The sequence below is a fragment of the Arthrobacter sp. 05L428 genome (assembly GCF_056397665.1).
Map to the genome: position 1 here is coordinate 162,499 of NZ_JBFTNW010000007.1, position 24,116 is coordinate 186,614.

The 24,116-nt window shown below is 69.5% G+C and carries 21 protein-coding genes; 11 read left to right on the plus strand and 10 right to left on the minus strand.

Annotated features, from left to right (window positions below; all coding sequences use genetic code 11):
• Positions 1-124 precede the first annotated feature (124 nt).
• The 10 genes from AC1DH3_RS13640 to AC1DH3_RS13685 all read left to right on the plus strand — a co-directional run bounded on the left by AC1DH3_RS13640 (position 125) and on the right by AC1DH3_RS13685 (position 11,817).
• Positions 125-2,938, plus strand: coding sequence for an aconitate hydratase (locus AC1DH3_RS13640; protein ID WP_441418822.1), 2,814 nt, complete (start codon positions 125-127; stop codon positions 2,936-2,938).
• Positions 2,939-3,079: 141 nt separating this feature from the next.
• Positions 3,080-5,053, plus strand: coding sequence for a 1-deoxy-D-xylulose-5-phosphate synthase (gene dxs / locus AC1DH3_RS13645; protein WP_476892719.1), 1,974 nt, complete (start codon positions 3,080-3,082; stop codon positions 5,051-5,053).
• Positions 5,054-5,147: 94 nt separating this feature from the next.
• On the plus strand, positions 5,148-5,705 hold the full coding sequence (locus tag AC1DH3_RS13650) for a hypothetical protein (RefSeq protein ID WP_441418820.1): 558 nt from the start codon (positions 5,148-5,150) through the stop codon (positions 5,703-5,705).
• Between the two features lie 81 nt (positions 5,706-5,786).
• Positions 5,787-6,005, plus strand: a complete 219-nt coding sequence (locus AC1DH3_RS13655) for a helix-hairpin-helix domain-containing protein (protein ID WP_441418819.1) — start codon at positions 5,787-5,789, stop codon at positions 6,003-6,005.
• A gap of 54 nt (positions 6,006-6,059) precedes the next feature.
• Positions 6,060-7,037 carry an aldo/keto reductase gene (locus tag AC1DH3_RS13660; RefSeq protein WP_476909534.1) on the plus strand — a complete coding sequence of 326 codons (978 nt, stop codon included), beginning with the start codon at positions 6,060-6,062 and terminating at the stop codon, positions 7,035-7,037.
• A 44-nt stretch (positions 7,038-7,081) separates the two neighbouring features.
• Positions 7,082-8,098 (plus strand): nucleoside hydrolase, encoded by a 1,017-nt coding sequence (locus AC1DH3_RS13665; RefSeq protein ID WP_476909535.1) that lies wholly within the window; start codon positions 7,082-7,084, stop codon positions 8,096-8,098.
• A gap of 124 nt (positions 8,099-8,222) precedes the next feature.
• On the plus strand, positions 8,223-9,059 hold the full coding sequence (locus AC1DH3_RS13670; protein WP_441418816.1) for an ECF transporter S component: 837 nt from the start codon (positions 8,223-8,225) through the stop codon (positions 9,057-9,059).
• A gap of 3 nt (positions 9,060-9,062) precedes the next feature.
• Positions 9,063-9,815 carry an energy-coupling factor transporter transmembrane component T gene (locus AC1DH3_RS13675; RefSeq protein ID WP_476909536.1) on the plus strand — a complete coding sequence of 251 codons (753 nt, stop codon included), beginning with the start codon at positions 9,063-9,065 and terminating at the stop codon, positions 9,813-9,815.
• Positions 9,791-11,371 carry an ABC transporter ATP-binding protein gene (locus AC1DH3_RS13680; protein ID WP_476909537.1) on the plus strand — a complete coding sequence of 527 codons (1,581 nt, stop codon included), beginning with the start codon at positions 9,791-9,793 and terminating at the stop codon, positions 11,369-11,371. The genes AC1DH3_RS13675 and AC1DH3_RS13680 overlap by 25 nt, the downstream gene beginning before the upstream one ends.
• Positions 11,372-11,466: 95 nt before the next feature.
• The gene (locus AC1DH3_RS13685; RefSeq protein ID WP_441418813.1) at positions 11,467-11,817 is read left to right on the plus strand and encodes a VOC family protein; all 351 of its coding nucleotides are present in this window, start codon (positions 11,467-11,469) and stop codon (positions 11,815-11,817) included.
• A gap of 88 nt (positions 11,818-11,905) precedes the next feature.
• Here the strand turns inward: AC1DH3_RS13685 and AC1DH3_RS13690 are convergent, their stop codons facing one another.
• The 9 genes from AC1DH3_RS13690 to AC1DH3_RS13730 form a co-directional block, all read right to left on the minus strand.
• Positions 11,906-14,071: a 3-hydroxyacyl-CoA dehydrogenase NAD-binding domain-containing protein gene (locus AC1DH3_RS13690; RefSeq protein WP_441418812.1), complete on the minus strand. Its 2,166-nt coding sequence runs from the start codon at positions 14,069-14,071 to the stop codon at positions 11,906-11,908.
• Positions 14,068-15,339, minus strand: a complete 1,272-nt coding sequence (locus tag AC1DH3_RS13695) for a thiolase family protein (RefSeq protein WP_476909538.1) — start codon at positions 15,337-15,339, stop codon at positions 14,068-14,070. The genes AC1DH3_RS13690 and AC1DH3_RS13695 overlap by 4 nt, the downstream gene beginning before the upstream one ends.
• A 138-nt stretch (positions 15,340-15,477) precedes the next feature.
• On the minus strand, positions 15,478-16,881 hold the full coding sequence (locus tag AC1DH3_RS13700) for an HRDC domain-containing protein (protein ID WP_476909539.1): 1,404 nt from the start codon (positions 16,879-16,881) through the stop codon (positions 15,478-15,480).
• Positions 16,882-16,944: 63 nt separating this feature from the next.
• Positions 16,945-17,589 (minus strand): DUF3000 domain-containing protein, encoded by a 645-nt coding sequence (locus AC1DH3_RS13705; protein WP_441418809.1) that lies wholly within the window; start codon positions 17,587-17,589, stop codon positions 16,945-16,947.
• A gap of 69 nt (positions 17,590-17,658) precedes the next feature.
• Entirely contained in the window at positions 17,659-18,762 is a 1,104-nt protein-coding gene (locus tag AC1DH3_RS13710; protein WP_476909560.1) for a threonine aldolase family protein, read from the minus strand.
• Positions 18,763-18,770: 8 nt separating this feature from the next.
• Positions 18,771-19,559, minus strand: a complete 789-nt coding sequence (locus tag AC1DH3_RS13715) for an SDR family NAD(P)-dependent oxidoreductase (RefSeq protein WP_476909540.1) — start codon at positions 19,557-19,559, stop codon at positions 18,771-18,773.
• Positions 19,556-20,977 carry a DUF6421 family protein gene (locus tag AC1DH3_RS13720; protein ID WP_476909541.1) on the minus strand — a complete coding sequence of 474 codons (1,422 nt, stop codon included), beginning with the start codon at positions 20,975-20,977 and terminating at the stop codon, positions 19,556-19,558. Before AC1DH3_RS13720 ends, AC1DH3_RS13715 begins: the two co-directional genes overlap by 4 nt.
• Before the next feature lie 148 nt (positions 20,978-21,125).
• Positions 21,126-21,656, minus strand: coding sequence for a peptide-methionine (R)-S-oxide reductase MsrB (msrB, locus tag AC1DH3_RS13725; protein ID WP_476909542.1), 531 nt, complete (start codon positions 21,654-21,656; stop codon positions 21,126-21,128).
• Between the two features lie 14 nt (positions 21,657-21,670).
• Positions 21,671-22,162 carry a hypothetical protein gene (locus tag AC1DH3_RS13730; RefSeq protein WP_441418805.1) on the minus strand — a complete coding sequence of 164 codons (492 nt, stop codon included), beginning with the start codon at positions 22,160-22,162 and terminating at the stop codon, positions 21,671-21,673.
• 103 nt (positions 22,163-22,265) lie between these two features.
• Between AC1DH3_RS13730 and AC1DH3_RS13735 the strand changes: the two genes are divergently transcribed.
• A complete protein-coding gene (locus AC1DH3_RS13735; RefSeq protein WP_476909543.1) occupies positions 22,266-23,588 on the plus strand; it encodes an alpha/beta hydrolase family protein in 1,323 nt (440 codons plus the stop codon).
• A gap of 20 nt (positions 23,589-23,608) precedes the next feature.
• Here the strand turns inward: AC1DH3_RS13735 and ybaK are convergent, their stop codons facing one another.
• Positions 23,609-24,109 (minus strand): Cys-tRNA(Pro) deacylase, encoded by a 501-nt coding sequence (gene ybaK, locus AC1DH3_RS13740; RefSeq protein ID WP_476909544.1) that lies wholly within the window; start codon positions 24,107-24,109, stop codon positions 23,609-23,611.
• Positions 24,110-24,116: the final 7 nt, after the last annotated feature.

Genomic DNA, 24,116 nt, shown 5'->3' on the forward strand with positions numbered 1-24,116 from the left:
GTCCGACCTCGCGCACTGCAGTCCCTGAAATGAGTTTCACTACACATGTCCTAGTTAGGCTGCCCTAACTAGCAAGGGGTCTGCGGCGCGACAAAGATGAAACTGTTGCGAGAGGAGTCCTGCGATGAGCATTGTGGACAGCTTCGGTTCAAAAGGCAAACTTAATGTAGCCGGTACCGAATACGAAATTTTCCGGTTGAACTCCGTTGAAGGTGCAGAAAACCTTCCGTTCAGCCTCAAGGTATTGCTTGAAAACCTGTTGAGGACCGAGGACGGCGCCAACATCACGGCCGATCACGTCCGAGCACTGGCCGGTTGGGACCCCAACGCCGAGCCCGACACTGAAATCCAGTTCACGCCGGCGCGCGTGATCATGCAGGACTTCACTGGCGTGCCCTGCGTTGTCGACCTCGCCACCATGCGCGAGGCTGTGAAGGAACTCGGCGGCGACCCCAAGCGGGTCAACCCGCTGGCGCCGGCGGAAATGGTCATCGACCACTCCGTCCAGATCGACGCCTTCGGCAACTCCGGCGCACTGGAGCGCAATATGGAGATCGAGTACCAGCGCAACGGTGAGCGGTACCAGTTCCTGCGTTGGGGCCAGACCGCGTTCGACGACTTCAAGGTCGTCCCGCCGGGAACCGGCATCGTGCACCAGGTCAACATCGAATACCTGGCCCGCACCGTCATGACCCGCGAAATCGACGGCGTCGTCCGTGCCTACCCGGACACCTGCGTCGGCACCGACTCGCACACCACCATGGTCAACGGCCTGGGCGTGCTCGGCTGGGGCGTCGGCGGCATCGAGGCCGAGGCTGCCATGCTCGGCCAGCCCGTCTCCATGCTGATTCCCCGCGTCGTCGGCTTCAAGCTGACCGGGTCCATCCCGGCCGGCGCCACCGCCACCGACGTCGTGCTCACCATCACCGAGCAGCTGCGCCAGCACGGCGTGGTCGGCAAGTTCGTGGAGTTCTACGGCGAAGGCGTCGCGGCTGTGCCGCTGGCCAACCGCGCCACCATCGGCAACATGAGCCCCGAGTTCGGCTCCACCGCCGCAATGTTCCCGATCGACGACGTCACGCTCGACTACCTGCGCCTCACCGGCCGCTCGGACGAGAACGTGGCCCTCGTGGAGTCCTACGCGAAGGAACAGGGCCTCTGGCACGATCCCTCCCGCGAGATCAAGTTCTCCGAGTACCTTGAGCTGGACCTGTCGACGGTTGTCCCGTCGATCTCCGGCCCGAAGCGCCCGCAGGACCGCATCATCCTCACCGAGTCCAAGGCACAGTTCCGCGAGGACCTGCGCAACTACGTGAAGGAAGAGCTCGCGGACGGCAGCCTGGACGAAGCGATCGACGAAAGCTTCCCGGCTTCCGACTCGCCGTCGTTCACCGCCTCGGCGACCCACCTCACGGACCAGGCGCCGCACGCGCACGGTCCGAAGTCCAACGGCCGCCCGTCCAAGACCGTGGCCGTCAAGACCGCCGACGGCCGCGAGTTCGAGCTGGACCACGGTGCGGTGTCGATCGCCTCGATCACCTCCTGCACCAACACGTCCAACCCGTCCGTGATGCTGGCCGCCGCCCTGCTGGCCCGCAACGCCGTGGACAAGGGCCTCACCTCGAAGCCCTGGGTCAAGACCTCCGTGGCCCCCGGGTCCAAGGTCGTCACCGACTACTACAACAAGTCGGGCCTGACCCCGTACCTGGAGAAGCTGGGCTTCTACATCGTCGGCTACGGCTGCGCGACCTGCATCGGTAACTCCGGTCCGCTCGACGCCGAAATCTCGGAGGCCATCCAGGCCAACGACCTTTCCGTCACCGCAGTCCTCTCCGGTAACCGCAACTTCGAAGGCCGGATCAACCCGGACGTCAAGATGAACTACCTGGCCTCCCCGCCGCTGGTCATCGCGTACGCCCTGGCCGGCACCATGGACTTCGACTTCGAGAACGACGCGCTGGGCCAGGACGAAGCCGGCAACGACATCTTCCTGAAGGACATCTGGCCGAACCCGGTCGAGGTCCAGCAGGTCATCGACTCCTCGATCGACAAGGGCATGTTCGCCCGTGGCTACGAGGGCGTCTTCGACGGCGACGACCGCTGGAAGGCACTCGACACCCCGGCCGGCGACACCTTCGCCTGGGATGAGAAGTCCACCTACGTCCGGAAGCCCCCGTACTTCGAGGGCATGAAGGCCAAGCCGGAGCCGGTCCAGGACATCACCGGAGCGCGCGTGCTGCTCAAGCTCGGCGACTCGGTCACCACGGACCACATCTCCCCGGCCGGTTCCTTCAAGTCGGACACCCCGGCCGGCCAGTACCTGCTGGCCAACGGCGTGGAGCGCAAGGACTTCAACTCCTACGGCTCACGCCGTGGCAACCACGAAGTCATGATCCGCGGCACCTTCGCCAACATCCGGATCAAGAACCAGCTCCTCGACGGCGTCGAGGGCGGCTTCACGCGCGACTTCACGCAGGCCGACGCCCCGCAGGCCTACGTCTACGACGCCGCGCAGAACTACCAGGCCGCCGGCACCCCGCTGGTCGTCCTGGCCGGCAAGGAATACGGCTCCGGCTCGTCCCGTGACTGGGCCGCCAAGGGCACCGCACTGCTGGGCGTCAAGGCTGTCATCGCCGAGAGCTACGAGCGCATCCACCGCTCGAACCTGATCGGCATGGGCGTCCTGCCGCTGCAGTACCCGGCCGGCCAGAACGCCGCCAGCCTGGGCCTGACCGGCACGGAGACCTTCGCGGTCTCCGGCGTCACCGCGCTCAACGAAGGCACCACGCCGAAGACCCTTACGGTCACCGCGACGGCCGAAGACGGCTCCACCACCTCCTTCGATGCGGTCCTGCGCATCGATACCCCGGGTGAAGCCGACTACTACCGCAACGGCGGCATCCTGCAGTACGTGCTGCGCCAGATCTCCGCTAGCTAGCGGCAGCCAGGCAACACCACCCGAAAGCCCCGGCCCGTCCCTGACGGACCGGGGCTTTCGCGTTCCCGGGACCACCGGCACCCGGCCCGGTTCCGAGGCGTTAGAGTTAAAAGGCATGTCTACTACCCGGAGGAGGGGCCGTTGGGAATTTTGGAGACCATCCGGAGTCCGCAGGACCTGAGCAAGTTGTCCCAGGCGCAGCTGGACCAGCTGGCCGCCGAGGTCAGGGAATTCCTGATCGGCAACGTCTCCCAGACGGGAGGCCACCTCGGGCCGAACCTTGGCGTCGTTGAACTCACCATCGCGGTGCACCGGATCTTCGATTCCCCCCGCGACAGCATCGTCTTCGACACCGGCCACCAGTCCTACGTGCACAAGCTCCTCACTGGGCGCCAGGACTTCAGCACGCTCCGCCAGCAGGGCGGCCTGTCCGGCTACCCGGACCGGGCAGAATCCGAGCACGACATCGTCGAAAGCTCGCACGCGTCCTCCTCGCTGTCCTGGGCCGACGGCATCTCCCGCGCCCGGCAGCTGACCGGCGACGGCGACCGCTACGTGATCGCCGTCGTCGGTGACGGCGCCCTGACCGGCGGCATGGCCTGGGAAGCGATCAACAACATCGCCGCGGACAAGAAGCGCCGCGTCGTGATCGTGGTGAACGACAACGGCCGCTCCTACGCCCCGACCGTCGGCGGCGTCGCCGACTACCTCGCCTCGCTGCGCCCCACCATCGATTCGCTCCGTGCCGCCCCCGCCTACGAGGGCGCCCTGGACTGGTGGAAGAAGCGGCTGCAGAGCGGCGGCCCGGCGGGCCAGTTCACCTACAAGAGCCTGCATGCCATGAAGAAGGGCATCAAGGACTGGTGGGCCCCACAGGGCATGTTCGAGGACCTCGGCATGAAGTACATCGGCCCGGTGGACGGTCACAACCTCCAAGCCATGGAGAACGCGCTGTCCACGGCCAAGAACTATGCCGGCCCCGTGATCGTCCACGCCATGACCGAAAAGGGCCACGGCTACGCCCCGGCCCGCGCGCACGAGGCGGACCAGTTCCACGCCGTCGGCATCATCGACCCGGAAACCGGTGAGCCAACCGAGGCCGGCGGGGCCAAGTCCTGGACGTCCGTCTTCGCCGACGAGATCGCCGACATCGCCGACGAACGCAAGGACATCGTCGGCATCACCGGCGCCATGCTGATCCCGGTCGGGCTGCACAAGTTCGCCGCCCGCCACCCGGAGCGCGTGTTCGACGTCGGCATCGCCGAACAGCACGCCCTCACCTCCGCCGCCGGCATGGCCTTCGGCGGGCTTCACCCCGTGGTGGCCGTCTACGCGACCTTCCTCAACCGCGCCTTCGACCAGCTGCTGATGGATGTCGCCCTGCACAAGGCCGGCGTCACGGTGGTGCTGGACCGGGCCGGCGTCACCGGCCCCGACGGCGCCAGCCACCACGGCATGTGGGACATGGCGATGGTCCAGATCGTCCCCGGCCTGCACCTCGCCGCGCCGCGTGACGCCTCCCGGCTGCGCGAGGAACTGCGCGAGGCCGTGGCCGTCGAAGACGCACCCACCGTCATCCGCTACTCCAAGGGCACCGTCGGCGCGGAAGTCGAAGCCCTCGAACGGCTCAGCGACGGCGTCGACGTGCTGGCCCGCCGCCCGGCCGGATCCAGCGACAACGACGTGCTGATTGTCAGCGTCGGCGCCATGTCCGAACTCGCGCTGGACGTGTCGAACCGGCTCGGCGCCCAGGGCATCAGCTCCACCGTGGTGGACCCGCGCTGGGTCCTTCCCGTGCCCCAGTCGGTCATCGCCCTCGCCTCGCACCACCGCCTCGTGATCTGCATCGAGGACGGCGTCCGGGCCGGCGGCGTCGGCTCCCGGATCCGCCAGGAAATGCGGGCCGCCGGCGTGGACACGGCCCTCAACGAGGTGGGCCTCCCGGTGGAGTTCCTGGACCACGGGAGCCGCAGCCAGGTGCTGGAGCGGGTCGGGCTGACCGCCCAGCAGATCACCCACGACGTCGTCGCGCAGGTCCTCGGGACCAAGGTGCCGTTCGCTCGGCCGCTGCCCGGCCAGGCGCACCCCAGCACCGGCAGCCTGCCGATCCTGTGAGGAATCCGGCGTCGGACCAGCCTTACCAAGCCGTCAAGGCACAGCAATCACCCTTCGACGGCACTGACCGCGGACGGTTTACGAAGGGACAGCCATGAGCGGCATTATCCGGGTCTACAAGCGCGACGAAGAGGGAGTCCTGCACTTCAGGGAAGCCTGGATTGACGAGGAGTACCACGAGTTCGTGATGAACCACGGCGTCGTCGGGCACCAGAGCAAGACCGAGGAGACGGCGGCCGCCGACGCCGCCGCGGGCGAGGGGCTCATGGAGGCCTTCGCGGCGCAGTGCGCCGAGGACGGCTACGCGGAGATCCCGGAGGAGGAGCAGTTCTGGGTGGTGGCGCAGTACGCGCTCAAGACCAAGGACGGCACCAGCCGCGACCGCTACCTCGAGGAAAAAGCCAAGGACGCCCTGATCAGCCACCTCGCCTGGCGCGGCCTCGGCGTCGTGGACCGGTCCGAGTTCTCCGACGCCAAGCTCAACATCTTCTGCCTCACCCCGGACGTCAACAAGACCGTCAACGCTATCAAGGTATGCATCCGGGGCGAAGACCTGGACTTCACCAAGCTGAGCATCGGCGCCGCCCCGTTCGGCAGCACTGACTTCAAGCTCAAGCACTCGGCCAAACCGGCCAACAGCTTCGCGCTCTAGGCACCACGCCTGGATATCCACCGGTAAGGAGCCAGCCACGGCTCACATCAGTTTGGGGGCAAGCGATTGGAAGGAAACGCAATGACGCGGAAATCCCCTCGACCAGGCAGCACTCCACTTCCCGCCGGGCTGGCGGCGCCGGCCCGCAGGTCCCTGGCCCATGCGGGGGTGGAAACCCTCGAGCACCTGGTGCTGCTGGGCCGGCGCCGGCTGGCAGGGATGCCGGGAGTCTGCCCGCGCACCCTTGCGCAACTACAGGACGCCATGGACGAGCAAGGGCTGGAGCTTCCCGCGGGGTAGCAGCGTCCGGGAGCCTGCCCGGGAGCCCGCCGCGGCCGTTATAGGCTGATTCCCATGACTGAATACCGCCGCGTAGGAAATTCCGGACTGACCGTCTCCGTCGTGGGACTTGGCTGCAACAACCTGGGCCGGGCCAACACCGCCACCGAGTCGCAGGAGGGGACCGACGCCGTCGTGCATGCGGCCCTGGACGCCGGCGTCACGTTCTTCGACGTCGCCGACGCCTACGGCCGGGAGCCCGGGCTCAGCGAAACCATGCTGGGCAAGGCCCTCGGTTCGCGCCGCGCCGACGCCGTGATCGGCACCAAGTTCGGCATGGACATGCGCGGGACCAACGGCAACGACTTCGACGCCCGCGGCTCCCGGCGCTACATCATCAAGGCAGCCGAGGCCTCGCTGCGCCGGCTCGGAACGGACTGGATCGACCTCTACCAGTTCCACACGCCGGACCCGCTGACACCCATCGACGAGACCCTCGCCGCCCTGGACGAGCTCGTGACCAGCGGCAAGGTCCGCTACATCGGCCACTCCAACCGGGCCGGCTGGCAGATCGCGGAGGCCGAATTCGTGGCCCGCGGCCGCGGCGGAGCCCGCTTCATCTCCAGCCAGAACCACTACAACCTGCTGGACCGCCGCGCCGAGCTGGAGGTCACCCCGGCCGCCGAGGCCTACGGCCTCGGCGTGCTCCCGTACTTCCCGCTGGCCAACGGCCTGCTGACCGGCAAGTACTCGCAAGGTAAGGCGCCGGAGGGGTCGCGCCTGAGCCACACCCGCACCAACCTCGTCCACGACGCCGACTGGAAACAGCTGGGTGCCTTCTCCGCCTTCGCCGCCGAGCGGGGGCTCAACGAGATCCAGGTCGCGTTCTCCTGGCTCGCCGCCCAGCCCTCCGTCAGCAGCGTGATCGCCGGTGCGACCCGGCCCGAGCAGGTCCGGCAGAACGCCGCCGCGGTCGCCTGGGTGCCGGACGCCACCGAGCTGGCAGAACTCGATGAGATCTTCCCGCGCACGCCGAAGGTCGCACTCTTCTGAGCCCGGAAATACCCGGCGCCCTGGACGCCGACCACGTGGTCCTGATGGACGTCGATACCGGGATCGACGACGCCCTCGCCATCGTGTACCTGCTGTCCCGGCCCGAGGTCCGGCTGCAGGCCATCACCTGCACCGCCGGCAACGTCGGGGCGCGCCAGGTGGCGCTGAACAGCCTGTCCCTGCTGGAGCTGTGCGGGCGGGAAGGGATCGAAGTCGCTGTCGGCGCCGAGGTCCCGCTGGAGATCCCGCTGGTCACCACCGAAGAGACCCACGGGCCGCAGGGGATCGGCTACGCCGAGCTGCCCGCCCCCGCCCAGCCGATCTCACAGCGCCACGCCGTGGACGTCTGGGTGGAGGAGGCCAGAGCGCATCCGGGGGAGATCACCGGCCTGATCACCGGACCGCTGACCAATTTCGCCCTGGCCTTGCGCCGCGAACCGGAACTGCCGCGGCTGCTCAAGGGCCTGGTGATCATGGGCGGTAGCTTCTATTACCAGGGCAACACGACGCCGACGGCGGAATGGAACACCGCGGTGGACCCGCACGCCGCCAAGGAGGTCTACGCGGCCTACCGCGGGATGCCCGAGGACCAGCTGCCGGTCGTCTGCGCGCTGGAGACCACGGAGCGGATCGAGATGTCACCGGAGCACCTGCGCCGGCTCGGCGAGGCCGCGGGGGCTGCCGAACCCGAGCTGGTGCTCCCGGAGCAGCCCGAAGGACTGCACAGCGGCTCCAGCAGCCCGCTGGTGGCGTGCCTGTCGGACGCGATCCGCTTCTACATGGAGTTCCACCGGCTCTATGACCAGGGCTACGTCGCCCACATGCACGACGCGTTCGCCGCCTGCGCCGCCGTCGGACGCACGCCCTTCAGCACGCGGCTGGCGACGGTCGACGTCGAGACGGAGTCCCCGCTGCTGGCCGGCACCACGGTGGCCGACTTCCGCGGCCTGTGGGGGCTGCCGCCGAACGCCAGGATCGTCAGCGGCAACGACCCCGGCCAGTGCTTCAACGAGCTGATTGCCTCCGTGGGCGCGCTGGCACGCTCCCTGGGCGCACGGTAGCCGCGGGCGCCGGCCGGGTCCGCGGCGCCGGTGTTCCCGGGAGGTCCGGCCGATCGCTAAGATGGTAGCTGCGCCGAGGTGACATGAGGCGGTTGTTGCAAACCCCAGCCGAAGGACTTTTCCCATGTCACCGCAGCCCCTGACCCTCCCCGACGCAGGCTCCCGCACCGGAGCCGGCACGGCACCCGGCCGCCGCCGGCTGCTCGAAATCGCAGGCGCCGCGGCCATCGCCGCCACCTACGTCTTCCTCGTCCTCACCCAGCCGGTCGAGATCGCCAACGGACCGGCAAGCTTCTCCGCCCTGGTTGCCCTCGGCGGCTTCCTGCTCGGCGCGGTGCTGCTGCTCGTCGCCGTGCTGCCCGTCCTGCCCACCTCCACCCTGGTCCTGATGCCGGTGGCGATTGTGCTGAACGTGGTCCTCGGCCAGCTGATGGGCAGCACCGGACTGCCGTTCTACCTGGACGCGATCGGCACGGTCCTGATCGCCGTCCTCGCCGGGCCGGCCGCCGGTGCCGCCACCGGAGTGCTCGGCAGCATTGTCTGGTCCTTCTTCAACCCCACCGTGCTGCCCTTCGCCGCCGGCGCGGCCCTGATCGGGTTCCTCGCCGGGCTGGCCGCCCGCGGGGGACTGTTCCGCCGCTTCTATCTCGCGCCCGTGGCCGGCTTCCTTACCGGCATCCTGGCCGGCGTCGTCTCCGCCCCGATCGCAGCCTTTGTCTACGGCGGAACCGCGGGTCTGGGCACCGGCGCCATCGTCAGCGCGTTCCGTGCCATGGGCGACACCCTGCTGGCAGCGATCACCAAGCAGGCACTCATCTCCGACCCGATGGACAAGGCAATTGTCTTCACGATCGCCGCGCTGCTGGCCTACGCCCTGCCGCGGCGCACGACGTTCCAGTTCGCCTTCGTCCGCCGCTTCCGGGTACTCGCGGGTAAGGTCCCGGCGGATCCCGCAGCCTAGGCCATGCGCCTGCACCCGCTCACAGCCCTGACCGCGGCGTGCTGCGCCGCGGTCATTACGACTGCGGCCGGCAGTTGGCGGCTGTCCGTCGCCGTGGCCGTGGCCGCCGTGCTGCTTGCCGCACGCGCGGGCGTCGCAGCGCGGGTGCTGCTGGCTGCCGGGGTCATCCTCGCACCGTTGTTCCTGTCCCTGCTGGTGCTGCACGGCTTGTTCTTCCCGGAGGGGCACACCGTGCTGGCGCAGTGGGGGCCGGCCCGGGTCACCGCCGAAGGACTCAGCTTCGCCCTGGAGCTGGCCTCGCGGACAGCCGCGTGCGTCCTGCTGCTGCTGTTGTTTTCCTTCACCGTCAGCGTCCCGGCTCTGCTGACCGCCCTCGCCGCGCGGCGCATCCCTCCGCAGTTCAGCTTCGTGCTCGCGTCCACGCTCACGCTGGTCCCTGCGATGGCCGAAAGGGTGGAGAAGATCCGTCAGGCCCAGGAAGCGCGCGGGCTGGTGGTCGGGCGCGGGCTGCTGTCCCGGCTGGCGGCGGCCAGGCTGCAGGCGGTGCCGCTGGTCCTGGGCCTGGTGGAGGATGCCGGGCTCCGGGCACAGGCCCTGGACGCGCGGGGTTTCGGCACCACCGGACCACGGACCAGCTACCGGCAACTGCAGGACCCTCCTGCGCAACGCATCGTCCGGGCCGCAGCGCTCCTGCTGGCCGCCGCCGCCGTGGTCCTGCGGCTCATCACGGCATGGCCCGCGGCGGTGCACTCGTGAACGGGGACGGACGCGCCAAGCCCGGGCAGCCCGCCACCGGGGCGCTGCCCGCGGCCGCTGCCCGGATCAGGAGCTTCAGCTTCCACGGGGATGCGGGCGATGCGCTGCGGGATGTGCAGCTCTCCGTCCTGCCGGGAACCCTGACCGCCGTGCTGGGAGGTTCCGGCAGTGGCAAGACCACCCTCGGCAAGCTCCTCGCCGGCTGGCTTCGGGGCGGCCATTCCGGTGTCCTGCGCGGCAGTCTGGCGCTGGGCGCGGACCGCCTCGAATTCCACGGCGGCAGCGGCGACCCCCGGATCAACCCCGCTGCCTGGTCCGGCCGGGTGGGTTACGTGCCGCAGGACGCCGCCGCCATGCTGTCCTCGGTGCGCTCTACGGTGGCGGATGAACTGGCCTTTGGCCTGGAAAATCGGGGTGTGCCCCGCCCCGAGATGATCCGGCAGGTGGCCCGAATCGCCGAACAAACCGGCCTGTCCGGGCTGCTGGAGCGGGACCCGGCAGAGCTCTCCGGCGGCGAGCTGCGCCGGCTGGCAGTCGCGTGCGCGGTCATCGCCGACCCGCAAGTGCTGGTGCTGGACGAACCACTCGGGTCCCTCGACGCCGACGGTGCCAGCCGGCTCCGCACCCTGGTGAGCCGGCTGCTCGAAGCCGGCACCGCTGTGGTGCTTCTGAGCCAGAGGGCCGACGCACTCGCCCGCAGCGCCGGGCACTGGATCGTCCTGAACGGCGGCACGGTAACGGCGGAAGGCCGGCCGGCCGAGCTGGGGAACGGGGCCGCGCTCCGCGATGCAGGCGTCGTGGCGGAGAGCCTGGACGCCGGGATGCCGAAAGACCTGACCTGGGCCGCCGCGTCGACCCCGGTCCTTGAACTGCGAGGCATCGGCTTCGGCTACGGGCCAGGCAAGACTCGCGCGGGGGGATCCGCGAGGGGACCGGCGGGGAACGTGCCCCGCGCGGCCCTGCTGCGCGACCTGGACCTGACCGTGCGCCCGGGGGAGATTGTCGCTATCACCGGCCCCAACGGCACCGGCAAGTCCACGCTGCTGCGCCACTTCAACGGCCTGCTGCGGCCGCAGGCCGGTGAGGTGCGTGTCGAAGGTCGAGGCATCGACCGGATCCCGACGGGCCGCATCGCCGCTTCGGTCGGGATGTTGTTCCAGCAGCCGCGCGACCAGCTTTTCGAACGGACGGCGCTGCGGGAGGTCGGCTTCGGGCTGCGCCGGCTTGCCGGTGCGGAGGCGGCCGGCCGGGCGCAGGAGGCACTGGCCGCCGTCGGGCTCTCCGGCGCCGCGCAGACCCACCCGGCCGAGCTGCCGTCTTCCAGCCAGCGGTTGCTTGCCCTGGCCACGGTCCTGGCCCGCAGGCCGGCCGTCATCGCGCTGGATGAGCCCACCGTGGGACTGGATCGACAGGGGCTCGAACGGCTGCAGCACACGGTCGCCGCCGCAGCGGCGCGGGGCGCCGGCGTCGTCCTGGTCACGCACGATCTCGCTTACGCCCGGGCCAGCGCCCACCGTGTCCTCGCGCTCGACGGCGGCAGCCTGCGGGACATCTGACGGGCGCCGGTTACGAACCAACTGGCGCCCGGCGCTGTATATTTCTTGGAGTTTTCCCGTGCCGGAGCAGGCCGTCGATTCACCAGGAGGAACCGTTGAAGAACCCCATCGCCCGCCAGATTGGAACGGTTTTCGTCCCGGTCAGCGACATTGCCAAGGCTCGGGACTGGTACTGCGGCCTGCTCGGTGTCCCGGCCGACGGCGAAATCCTCTTCGGCCATCTTTACGTGCTGCCGATGAACGGTGCGGGCCTGGTCCTGGACAGCAAGATCTACTCCTCCGAGGCGGTCTTCAGCGTGCCCGCGTTCCACCTCAACACGGCAGACATCCAGGCCGCGCACCTGCACGTGCAGGATACCGGGGCCGAGCTCGCGGAGATCCGGGACGGGCAGTGGTTCAACTTCAAGGACCCGGACGGCAATGTGCTGATGATCTGCGAGTGCTAGGAGCGGCCGCCGCGCCCGGGCCGAACGCACGAAGGCGCCGCCGCCCGCGCCGTGATGGCCGGGGCAGCGGCGCCTTCGTCTTTGGTTGCTAGGCTGCCGGTTCGGAGGCCACGCCGGGTGCCAGGAACTTCTTGCCGGTGACCCGCTCGGAGGCGCCCACCCGGTCCAGATACGGAGTGATGCCGCCCAGGAACATTGGCCAGCCCGCGCCGAGGATCATGCAGAGGTCGATGTCCTCAGGTCCGGCCACCACGCCTTCGGCCAGCATCAGGCCGATCTCCTCCGCGAGGGCGTCCTGCGTGCGGCGCAGCACTTCCTCTGCCGTCGAGGGCGAATCGCCGAAGGTCATCAGGGCCAGGGTCTCGGCCGGGATGACCGGACTGCCGGCCTTCACCGAGGCCGGGTCCCAGATGGACCTGACTCCGTGGTCGATCAGCGCCTGCAGGTTCCGGGACACGGTGAAGCGGTCCCCGAAGGCGTCGTGCAGGGATTCCTGCACGTGCTGGGCGACCGGCAGCCCCACCATTGCGCCGAGCGTGAACGGCGTCATGGGCAGGCCCATCGGGCGCAGTGCGTTGTCCGCGACCTCGGCGGGGGTTCCCTCATCGAAGGCCGCGGTCACTTCGCCCATCAGCCGCAACAGGAGCCGGTTGACCACGAAGGCGGCCGCATCCTTGACCAGCACCGCGGACTTCTTCAGTCCCTTGGCCAGTTCGAACGCGGTGGCCAGCACGGCGTCGTCGGTCTTCGGGGCGCGGACGATCTCCAGCAGCGGCATTACAGCCACCGGGTTGAAGAAGTGGAAGCCCACCAGGCGCTCGGGGTACTGCAGGTCCTCGGCCATGGCCGTGACGGACAGCGAGGAGGTGTTGGTGGCCAGGATGCACTCCGGCGAGACGATCGCCTCGACCTCCTTGAACACCTGCTTCTTGACGCTGAGTTCCTCGAACACTGCCTCGATGACGAAGTCGGCGTCGGCGAATGCCTCCTTGGAGACCGAGCCGCTGACCAGGGCCTTGGTCCGGTTGGCCGCGTCCGCGCTGATCCGCTTCTTCGCCAGCAGTTTGTCCACCTCGGCGTGCACGTAGTCCACGCCCTTGTCCACGCGCGCCTGGTCGATGTCCGTCATGACCACGGGCACCTTGAGCTGGCGGGCGAACAGCAGTGCGAGCTGGCTGGCCATCAGGCCTGCGCCGACGACGCCGATCTTCGTGACCGGGCAGGCGAGCTTGCGGTCCGGGGCACCCGCAGGGCGCTTGGAACGGCGCTGCACGAGGTCCAGGAAGGCGTACACCGTGGAGCGGAACTCGTCGGTCTGCATGAGGTCCGCGAGGGTCTGGCACTCCAGCTCCGCCGATTCGGCCTGCGTCAGGGTGCGGTTGGCCTCCAGCACGTCCAGCACCTTGGCCGGGGCCGGGGAGGCGTTGGAGGTCTTGGCCTCCACGAACGCGCGGCCCGCCGCGACGGCGCCGGCCCAGCGTTCGGCAACGTCCGGCGCGGAGGGGTCGACGGCGTTGGCGCGTTCCGGTACGACTGCGCCGGCGATCACCTGCGAGGCCCAGGCGACGGACTGTTCGACGAAGTCGGCCGGCTCGAAGATGGCGTCCGCCACGCCGAGGTCGTAGGCCTGCGGACCCGTCAGGGTGCGGTTGTTGCTCAGCGGGTTCTCGATCATCACCTTGACGGCGTTCTCGGGGCCGATCAGCCGCGGCAGGATGTAGACCCCGCCCCATCCCGGGATCAGCCCGATGAACGCCTCCGGCAGGGCCAGCGCGCCGGCTCCGGTGGAGACGGTGCGGTAGGTGGACTGCAGGGCGATCTCCAGCCCGCCGCCCAGGGCCAGGCCGTTGATGAACGCGAAGCTCGGGACGCCGAGGTTCGCCAGGGTGGCGTAGACGTCGTGGCCGAGCTGGGCCATCCAGAGGCCCTGTTCACGGCCGCTGACCGACTTGACCGTGGACAGGTCCGCGCCGGCGACCAGGAAGTACGGCTTGCCGGTCACGCCGACGCCGACGATCTCACCGCGCGCGGCACGGTCCCGCAGCCCCTCGAGCACCGTGCCGAGCTCGATCAGGGTGTTCGGGCCCAGCGTGGTGGGCTTCGAATGGTCCAGGCCGTTGTCCAGCGTGACCAGGGCGAAGGTGCCGGGGCTCGTGCCGTTGACGGCGGGAAGCTGAATGTCCTGGACGTAGGAATGCGTTACCGTCTCGTTCGGAAACAGCTCGGCAAGCTTGTGGAAATCTGCGGCGCTCATGCTGCGGCTCCAGTCTTGGTCGTGTAGTCGGTGCCGTAGTCGGCGTGGTGCGGGTTCTCCCAGATGACGGTGGCACCCATGCCCAGGCCAATGCACATGGTGGTCATGCCGAAGCGGACCCCGGGATCTTCCTCGAACTGGCGGGCCAGCTGGTTCATCAGCCGGACGCCGGACGAAGCGAGCGGGTGCCCGACGGCGATCGCGCCGCCGTAGCGGTTCACCCGGGGGTCGTCGTCGGCGATGCCGAAGTGGTCCAGGAAGCTGAGGACCTGGACGGCGAAGGCCTCGTTGATTTCGAACAGGCCGATGTCGTCGATGCCGAGCCCGGCGTTCTTCAACGCCTTTTCAGTGGCCGGGACCGGCCCGATGCCCATGACTTCCGGTTCGACGCCGGCGAAGGCGTAGCTGACCAGGCGCATCTTGACCGGCAGCCCAAGCTCCTCGGCGGCGTCGGCGGAGGCCAGCAGCGCCGCGGTGGCGCCGTCGTTGAGGCCGGCGGCGTTGCCGGCGGTGACGCGGCCGTGCGCGCGGAACGGGGTGCGCAGCGCGGCGAGGTCTTCCACCGAGGTGCCCGGGCGAGGCGGTTCGTCGACGGTGTTGACGGTCCAGCCCTGGCCGGGCTTCATCGTGGCCACGGGGACCAGGTCCGGCTGGATCTGTTCCTTGGCGTAGGCCGCGGCCAGCTTGTCCTGGGAGGCCACGGCGTAGGCGTCCGTGCGTTCCTTGGTGATGGCGGGGAAGCGGTCGTGCAGGTTCTCCGCGGTGTTGCCCATGTTCAGGGCGGCGGGGTCGACGATCCGTTCGGACATAAAGCGCGGGTTGGGGTCCGCGCCGGCACCCATCGGGTGGTTGCCCATGTGCTCCACGCCGCCGGCAATGACGACGTCGTAAGCGCCGAAGCCGATGCCGCTGGCGGTCGTCGTCACGGCGGTCATGGCGCCCGCGCACATCCGGTCGATCGCGAAACCGGGAACGGTCCGCGGCAACCCGGCCAGCAGGGCGGCGGCGCGGCCGATGGTCAGTCCCTGGTCACCGGTCTGCGTTGTAGCGGCGATGGCGACCTCGTCGATGCGCTCGGCCGGCAGTGCCGGGTTGCGGCGCATGAGTTCGCGGATGCACTTGACCACGAGGTCATCGGCGCGGGTTCCGGCGTAGATACCCTTCTCGCCGGCGCGGCCGAACGGGGTGCGGACGCCGTCAACAAAAACGACCTCGCGGATGGTCCTGCTTTGTCCGATTGTCGGCTTTGCGCTGCTGGCTTGGCTCACGTATTACTCCTCATTGAGACATGGGTGCCGGATTTCCGCCCCCGGGCGGTGGGCTCGGGAAACAGGAGTGATCCTGGCGGCATCCCTAGCTATGTTACTCATGAGTAACATAGCTGGCAAGGAGTGACGGGCGGCCCGTCAGGAAACGGCGTTGGGCGCTGCTTCGGCAGGGGAGGCCACGGAGGCCGCGGCAGGCTTGGCTTCCTTGGGCGGCAGCGGCTGCGGGTTCAGGAAAGCCTCGGCGATCAGCGGAGCAGTGAGCTGGATCTGCCACTGGCGGGCGCCGAGGTTCTGGAGCTCCTCGGCAATGCCTTCCTCGCTGATCTCCGCGGGAGGACGCCATGCCACGCGGCGGAGGTAGTCCGGGGTGAGCAGGTTTTCGACCGGCAGGTTCAGCTCCTCGGCCCGGGCCTGCAGCTTGGGCCGGGCGGTGGCGAGCCGTGCCGCGGCCTCCGGATCCCGGTCGGCCCAGACGCGTGGCGGCGGGGGAGCGTTGGTGGGCAGGTGCAGCGGCGGGAGTTCCTCAAGGCTGCGGGCCGTGCTGATGCAGCGCAGCCAGCGCGGAGCCTCGCGTTGCGCGGCCCTGCCGTGGAAGCCCTTGGTGCCGAGCAGTTGCGGCACGGTGCTGGGCATGGCCTTGGCGGCGGCCACGAGGGAGGAATCGGGGATAAGCCGGCCCGGGGCGACGTCGCGCTTCTGCGCCAGCGAGTCGCGCTCCAGCCAGAGTTCGCGCACGGCGGCGAGCTGGCGGCGGTCGCGGATCTGGTGCAGCCCGGAGGTCTTGCGCCACGGGTCGACGCGCGGCGGGGCCTGGCCGGCTTCGAGGATCGCGGCGAATTCCTGCTCGGCGTACTCCAGTTTGCCGTCGGCGGTGAGGAGTTCGATCAGCTCCTCGCGGAGCTCGGTGAGGACTTCGACGTCGAGCGCGGCGTAGCGCAGCCACGGCTCCGGCAGCGGCCGGGTGGACCAGTCGGCCGCCGAGTGTTCCTTGGCCAGGCCGAAGCCCAGCAGCTGTTCGATGACGGCGGCGAGGCCAACCCTCGGCAGTCCGGCCAGCCGTGCGGCGAGTTCGGTGTCAAAGAGTTTGTCCGGCCACATGCCGAGTTCGGACAGGCAGGGGAGGTCCTGGCTGGCCGCGTGCAGGATCCACTCGACGCCGCGCAGGGCCTCATTGATGATGCGCAGGTCACCAAAGGGCTCCGGGTCGATCAGCCAGGTGCCTGCGCCCTCGCGGCGGATCTGGACGAGGAAGGCGCGCTGGCCGTACCGGAATCCGGAGGCGCGTTCGGCGTCCACTCCCGCCGGGCCGTGGCCGGCGGCCAGGGCTGCGGCACAGCGTTCCAGTCCTGCTTGGGTCTCGATAACGAGCGGGACGCCGTCGCGGGGAGCGTCGAGGTCGATGACCTCGGGGACCAGGCTGTCGAAGCCTTCCACCGTGATGTGGGCCGGCGCGCCAGCCGCCTCTGCGGTGCTGGAGGCTGTGGTGGCGGCCGTGCTTGGGGCTGTGCCCGCGGTGGTGATTTCCGGATTATGAGGGGTCATGATGACTCCAGTTTACCGACATCGCCGTCGTTGCAGGCCGAGGCCGCGGCCGCCGGGGTCCGGTCATGGCTGCCGTGGGCGTCGGCGCGGCAGTGCGGAGACGCCGTCGGGCAGCGGCGGCAGGCCCGCAAAGGTGCAGACCATGTCCGACCACGCTTCCAGGTGGGCGGTGATGTCCCGGCCGGCCGGTGTCCAGGAAGCGCGGAGTTCAATGTCGATGGTGCCGGGCCGGCCAGCGAGCGTGCCGAAGCTTTCCGAGAGCACCCGGGTGGCGGTGCCGCCGGCCGATCGGTATGCCGCCTGGTGGTTTTCCAGCGCCTCCACGAGCCAGGTCCACGCGACGGAGCCGAGCATCTCGTCGTTGCCCATGTCCGGCTCAAGCTGGGCGCGGATGTAGGTGACGATCCGGAATTCGCCGTCCCAGACCGCGGAGCCGTCCGGGTCATGCAGGAGGATAAAACGGCCGGTGGCGAGTTCGACGTCGTCGCTGCCGGACGCCGGGGCCAGCGCGGCGGCCGCCGGGCCGTGGACCGCACCTGCTGCGGCGTCGCCGGGGACGACGACTTCCGCGCCGAGCGCCACCGCGTAGGGAGCGAGCCGGCCGGGGGCCGGGATCTCATCGAGGCGCAACTCGCTGCGGCACCGTGCTTTTCGAAGCGTCCCCAGGGCGAAGAGGAAATCCGCCGGAACCTGGTCGAGTGGGTTCACAGTGAAAGATTATGCACGGTGCCCGTCCCGGCCCGGCAGGCTCGCCGCCCGGCCGGGACCGGCTTGCACCTAGCCGGCCGCGAGCTCGCGCTTGATCGCGGCGATAAAGGAATCAACGTCTTCCTCGGTGGTGTCGAAGGAGCACATCCAGCGGACCTCGCGGGCCGCCTCGTTCCAGTCATAGAACCGGAAGGACTTCCGCAGCCGGTCCGCCACGCCGGCGGGCAGGACGGCGAAGACGCCGTTGGACTCGGTCTTCTGGCTCAGTTCGACGCCGGGGATCGACTCGACGCCGGCGCGCAGCCGGGCCGCCATCGCGTTGGCGTGCGAGGCCGAGCGCAGCCACAGGTCGCCCTCGAGCAGGGCGATGAACTGCGCGGACATGAACCGCATCTTGGAGGCCAGTTGCATGTTCATTTTGCGCAGGTAGACCAGGCCGTGGGCGGCGTCGGGGTTGAGCGCCACCACCACCTCGCCGAACAGCAGCCCGTTCTTGGTGCCGCCGAAGGAGAGGATGTCCACGCCCGCGTCGCGGGTGAAGGCGCGCAGCGGCACCCCGAGGTGGGCGGCGGCGTTGGCCAACCGGGCGCCGTCCATGTGGAGCTTCATGCCCTTGGAGTGGACATGCTCCGCGATGGCGCGGACCTCCTCGGGGGTGTAGCAGGTGCCCAGCTCGGTGGTCTGCGTGATCGAGACCGCCAGCGGCTGCGCGCGGTGCTCGTCGCCCCAGCCCCAGGCCTCCTGGTCGATCAGGGCGGGGGTGAGCTTGCCGTCCGGCGTCGGGACCTGCAGGAGCTTGATGCCGCCGATCCGTTCCGGCGCGCCGTTCTCGTCCATGTTGATGTGGGCCGTGGAGGCGCAAATGACGGCGCCCCAGCGCGGCAGCAGGGACTGGAGCGAGAGGACGTTCGCGCCGGTGCCGTTGAAGACCGGGAAGCACTCGATGCCCGAACCGAAGTGCCGCTCCATCAGCTGCTGCAGGCGGGCCGTGTAATCGTCCTCGCCGTAGGACACCTGGTGGCCTTCGTTGGCGGCGGCCAGGGCGGCGAGCACCTCGGGGTGCACACCGGAGTAGTTGTCCGAGGCGAAGCCCCGGACGGAGGGATCATGGAGCCGCAGCGCGGTGCTGGCCGGGGCAGTGTCAATGGTGTTGGTTTCGACCGTGCTGGTCATCTCGTTGCTCACGCTTTCAGTGTAGAGGTGCCGGCTTGCTGGCTAAGCGGCAGGCGCCGGGCGTTCAGTTCCGCGGCGGGGGTCCGGAAGAGCCCGACGGCGGCCGCCGCCAGCTCCTCGACGTCGGTGAAGCCCGGGAACTTGCGTTCCGGGGAGGCTGCGCGCATGGCCGCGTCGACGAGGGCCTTCACCACGAAGACGACGGCGGCGCTGCGCTGCTCCACCGGCTCGGCTGCGGTTCCGGAGGCCGCGGAGCTCCCGGAGTTCCCGGACTGGGCGCGCCGGAAGCCGTCGGCCACCGCGAGGGTCCAGGCCTCGGCGGCGGCCTTCGCCGCCCCGTAGCTGGCGCCGGCCGCCGTCGGGCTGGCCACCGCGGTGGACGAGACGATCGCCAGGCGCCCGGCATCCGAGGCGGCCAGGTCGTCGTAGAAGGTCCGGCTGACGTTGCGGAGCGTGGTGACGGCGTTGCGTTCCAGGAAGGCCCAGTCCTCGTCGCTCTGGTCGGTGATGCCCTTGGCGCCGCGCCAGCCGCCCACCAGGTGGATCACGCCGTCGACGCGTCCGGCCCGCTCCGTCAGCGACGCGTGGAGATCCCGGACCGCCGCCGGATCGGCCAGGTCGCAGGCCAGCGGCACCACGCCGTCGCCGGCTTCCGCGGCGGCGGCCTCGATCCGGGCGGCATCGGAACCAACGGTGAACACCGTGTGGCCGGCACCCCGGAGGGCGCGGGCCACGGCGATCCCGGACGGGCTGCTGCCGCCGGCTACCAGGACGTTGAGGGCGCGTCCGTCGCTCATCCGGCGTTCATGGCCCGGCTGGTGGAGCCGGCGGCAGCGTTGGTGTCTGCGTTGGCGTCCGTCGACCCCGTGATGCCGGCGGTCGATTCGATCACGTTCCGCATCTTCTTCTCCAGCGCCTCGTAGAACATGGAGAGCGGGAACTCGTCGTCGAGCACCTGGTCGGTCAGGCCGCGCGGCGGCCCGTCCAGCGGCAGGGCGTCCGGTCCCTTGGCCCAGACCGAGGCCGGGTTGGGCGTGACGGTGCCGGAGATCAGCTCATAGGCGGCCAGCCAGTGGGCCATCTTGGGGCGGTCGATCGAGCGCCAGTACAGTTCCTCGATCCGGGCGCCGAGTTCCACTACGACGTCGGCCGCTTCGTCCCAGTCGATGCTGAGCTTGCTGTCGGTCCAGTGCAGCACGTGGTGCTGGTGCATCCAGGCGAAGAGCAGCTGGCCGCCGAGGCCGTCATAGTTGCGGACCCGGCTGCCCGTGATGGCGAAGCGGAAAATGCGGTCGAAGATGACGGCGTACTGGACCAGCTTGGCGTGACGGCGGGCTTCCGGATCCGCCTCCTCGTCCTTTTCGATCTTCACGGACTCGCGGAAGGCGGTGAGGTCGCAGCGGAGTTCCTCAAGTGAGTACAGGAAGAACGGCATGCGCTGCTTGATCATGAACGGGTCGAACGGCAGGTCACCGCGCATGTGGGTGCGGTCGTGGATGAGGTCCCACATGACAAAGGTTTCCTGGGTCAGCTGCTGGTCTTCGAGCAGGCCCGCGGCGTCCTCCGGGAGCTGCAGCGAGGTGATCTCGGCGGCGGCGCGCAGCACGCGGCGGAAGCGAGCGGCCTCGCGGTCGGCGAAGATGGCGCCCCAGGTGAAGGTGGGGGTCTCACGGACGGCCACGGTCTCGGGGAACAGTACTGCCGAGTTGGTGTCGTAGCCGGGGGTGAAGTCAAGGAAGCGGATCGGCACGAAGAGTTTGTTGGAGTACTCGCCCGCTTCCAGGCCGGCAATGAACTCGGGCCAGATGACCTCGATCAGCACGGCCTCGACCAGGCGGTTGCTGCTGCCGTTCTGGGTGTACATCGGGAAGACCACGAGGTGCTGCAGGCCGTTGACCCGGTGCTGCTGAGGCTGGAAGGCCTGCAGCGAGTCGAGGAAGTCGGGTACGCCGAAGCCGCCGTCGGCCCAGCGCTTGAAGTCTACGGCCAGCAGTTCCAGGTACCGCGCGTCGTGCGGGAAGGCCGGGGCCAGGGCGGAGACGGCGTCCGTGATGGCGGCGACGTGTCCAGCCGCCGCCTGATGGTCGGCGGCATCGGGCACGGAGCCGTCCTGGCTCTGGAGGGCCTGCAGGGCGGTGGCGGCAGCCTTGAGCCGCTGCCATTCCGGGGAGCCGGCAGTGATCGGGGCAGGGGCGGTGAGGGCGGTCATGGTCATCGTCAGTCGCCTTTCTGGTTGCTGGGAACGTCTACGGCGAGCGTAGCAAGCAAACAGAAGCTCTAACTCAAAAATGGGCTGAGCATAAGGAACTCTGAGGCATGGTGGCTGCGCCCAGCGTTCCAGCTCCAGCGGGACCGGGGCTGGCTCAGGCGTCCGTGCCGGAGGCGGCGGACTCTGCCGCGGGGACGAGCTTCAGGGAGACGGAGTTGATGCAGTAGCGCTGGTCCGTGGGCGTGCCGTAGCCCTCGCCCTCGAACACGTGGCCCAGGTGCGAATCGCAGGCGGCGCACCGCACCTCGATCCGCTCCATCCCCAGGGTCCGGTCGTGGATGTAGCGCACCGTGCCATCCGCAAGCGGGGCCCAGAAGGACGGCCAGCCGCAGTGCGAATCGAACTTTTCCCGGCTGGTAAAGAGTTCGGTGCCGCACGCCCGGCACTGGTACACGCCCGCGGTGTGGGTGTCCCAGTACTCTCCGGTGTAGGGCCGCTCCGTTCCGGCCTGGCGGAGGACCCGGTATTCCTCAGGGCTCAGTTCCTCGCGCCACTGCTGGTCGGACTTTTCCACCGGCGCCTGGCCGGCCCGCACCTGTTCCGCCGGCGCGCCGGCGGAACCGGCGTCGTCATGGGCGGGGGAGGTGACGGGCGCGACTTTGGGCTTGTTGCTGAAGATGCTCATGACCTCAATAACGCTCAGGAGTCCCCGATAAATCCCGATCCGGCGTACAAATGCAGCACCGGCAGGCCGAGCTTGTCCTGCGCCTCGTTGGCCCAGTCGGTGTGGAAGGTGTCCGCGACGGCGTGCGGCCTGGTGATCACCACGGCCTGCCCGGCGTTCAGCTCCTTGACCTTGGCGACCAGGGCGTCAACGGCCCGGCCCTCGACGACTTCGCCGGTCACGCCTCCGCCGATTCCGCCCAGCGCGGCGAGCGACGCGGCGAGCGTTTCGGCCGCCGCCGTCCGTTCCACGGCCGGATCGGGATGCTTGGCAGTCAACTCCCGGAACGCCTTGGCGACCTCCAGCATGGAGAGGTTCTCCAGGAAGTCCACCAGCAGGTGGCGCTCCGTGTTCGCCGGGACCAGGACGACCAGCGGCGAATCACCGTCCGCCACGAGGGTTTCGATGTTGACACGGTCGTCCGCGCCGAGGGGCTCTTCTGTCAGGATGACGATTGGGTCGCTCATGCCCCCAGCCTAGCCGCATTGCGCCGGGGCCGGCCCCCGCACCGGCGGCGGTATTCGTGCGCCGGATGCCGGGGTTGGCCCGGAGTTCGGTAAGAATGGTGCCATGGCATCCACCCCGCGCCTCGCCCCGCCAACGCCCCGGACCCTGATTGCCCGATCCAGTTCCCGCGCTCTGCCCGCGGGAAACCCGGACACCGGCGTGCTGGACACCGGGCTGAAGGGGAACGCCAGGTGGGCGGTGGGCGGCATCATCGGCGGAAGCGCCGCAGCCGGACTGCTCGCCGCCGGGTCCTCGGCGCTGGCCCTCTACTTCGCCCGGCGTGTCATCACCCCGGTCCGGGTTCGCGAGGAGGACCAGGAGGTGCTGGCCGTAATCCGAGAGGGCCGAGGCCTGCAGGTCATCCTCAAGGCGACCCCCGATTCCACCGTGGAGGGCGTCTACGGTTTCTTTTTCGACGGCGGCCGCGGCCATGCCCGCCTCGGCCGCATCCTGTCCTACTCGCCCGCGGAGCAGACCGTGCTGCGCGAAGTCGAGGCGGTCTACAGCGGGGACCTGACCACGGCGCGCCGCGGCTACTGGAGCGGTGCCGTGCACCCCGACCCCGCGGCGATCGGACTGCCGTTCGAAGAGGTGCAGATTGAGGTCGACGGCGGGACGGCACCAGCGTGGCAGGTCAGGGCCGCCCCGGCGGCCGGGACGCCGACCTCGGACACCTGGGCGATCATGGTGCACGGGCGCGGCGCCTCGCGGCAGGAGGGCCTGCGCGCCGTCCGGGTGGCCCGCGAGCTGGGCCTCTCCAGCCTGCTGATCTCCTACCGCAATGACGGCCTGGCCCCGTCGGCCGCGGACGGCCGTTACGGCCTGGGCTCCACCGAGTGGCGGGACGTCGAAGCCGCGATCGGATATGCGCTGGAGCAGGGGGCGCACGAGGTGGTGCTCTTCGGCTGGTCCATGGGCGGCGCGATTTGCCTGCAGACCGCGGATTTGTCCCGGTACCACCACCTGATCCGGGCCATGGTGCTGGACGCCCCGGTGATTAACTGGGTGAATGTCCTGGCGCACCATGCCGAGCTGAACCGGATCCCCTCCGCCGTCGGACGCTACGGGCAGTTAATGATGAGCCACCCGCTGGGCCGCCGCCTGACCGGCCTGGCCGCCCCCGTGGACCTCAAGGCGATGGACTGGGTCTCCCGTGCCGTGGAGCTACGGACACCGACGCTGATCCTGCACTCCGTCGACGACGAATACGTTCCCTACGGCCCGTCCGCGGACCTGGCGGAGAAGAATCCGGAGATGGTGACCTTCGAAGCGTTCAGCACGGCACGGCACACGAAGGAATGGAACGTCGACCCGGAGCGCTGGGAGTCGCTGGTCACGGCCTGGCTCCGGCAGCAGCTCGCGCCCCGGCCGTCACCCGCGGGCTAAGGCTCCCACCGCCGGAGCCGTTAGCGGTGGTTGGAGGTGCCGATCCGGGCCGTGCTCGCGCCGGTCAGCCGGATCAGTTCGGCCGGGCTGAGCTCCAGGTCCAGGCCGCGGCGGCCACCCGAGACCAGGATGGTTTCCAGCTCCAACGCGCTCTCGTCGACCACGGTGGGGGAGGGCTGGCGCTGTCCCAGCGGGGAGATGCCGCCCAGGACGTAGCCGGTGCGGCGCTCCGCCGTCGCCGGGTCCGCCATCGCGGCCTTCTTGCCGCCCAGGGCCGCCGCCATCGCCTTCAGGTCCAGGTTGCCGCTGACCGGCACGACGCCGACGGCGAGGCGCCCGTCGACGTCGACCACCAGGGTTTTGAACACCCGGGCGGGGTCGATCCCCAGTACCTCGGCGGCCTCCAGTCCGTAGCTGGCCGCGGCGGGGTCATGGCTGTAGGGGTGCGCAACGAAGGAAACCCCGGCCGCCGCGAGTGCCGCGGTGGCAGGGGTTCCCTGGGATGCCTGTTTGCGGGCCACGGGACCG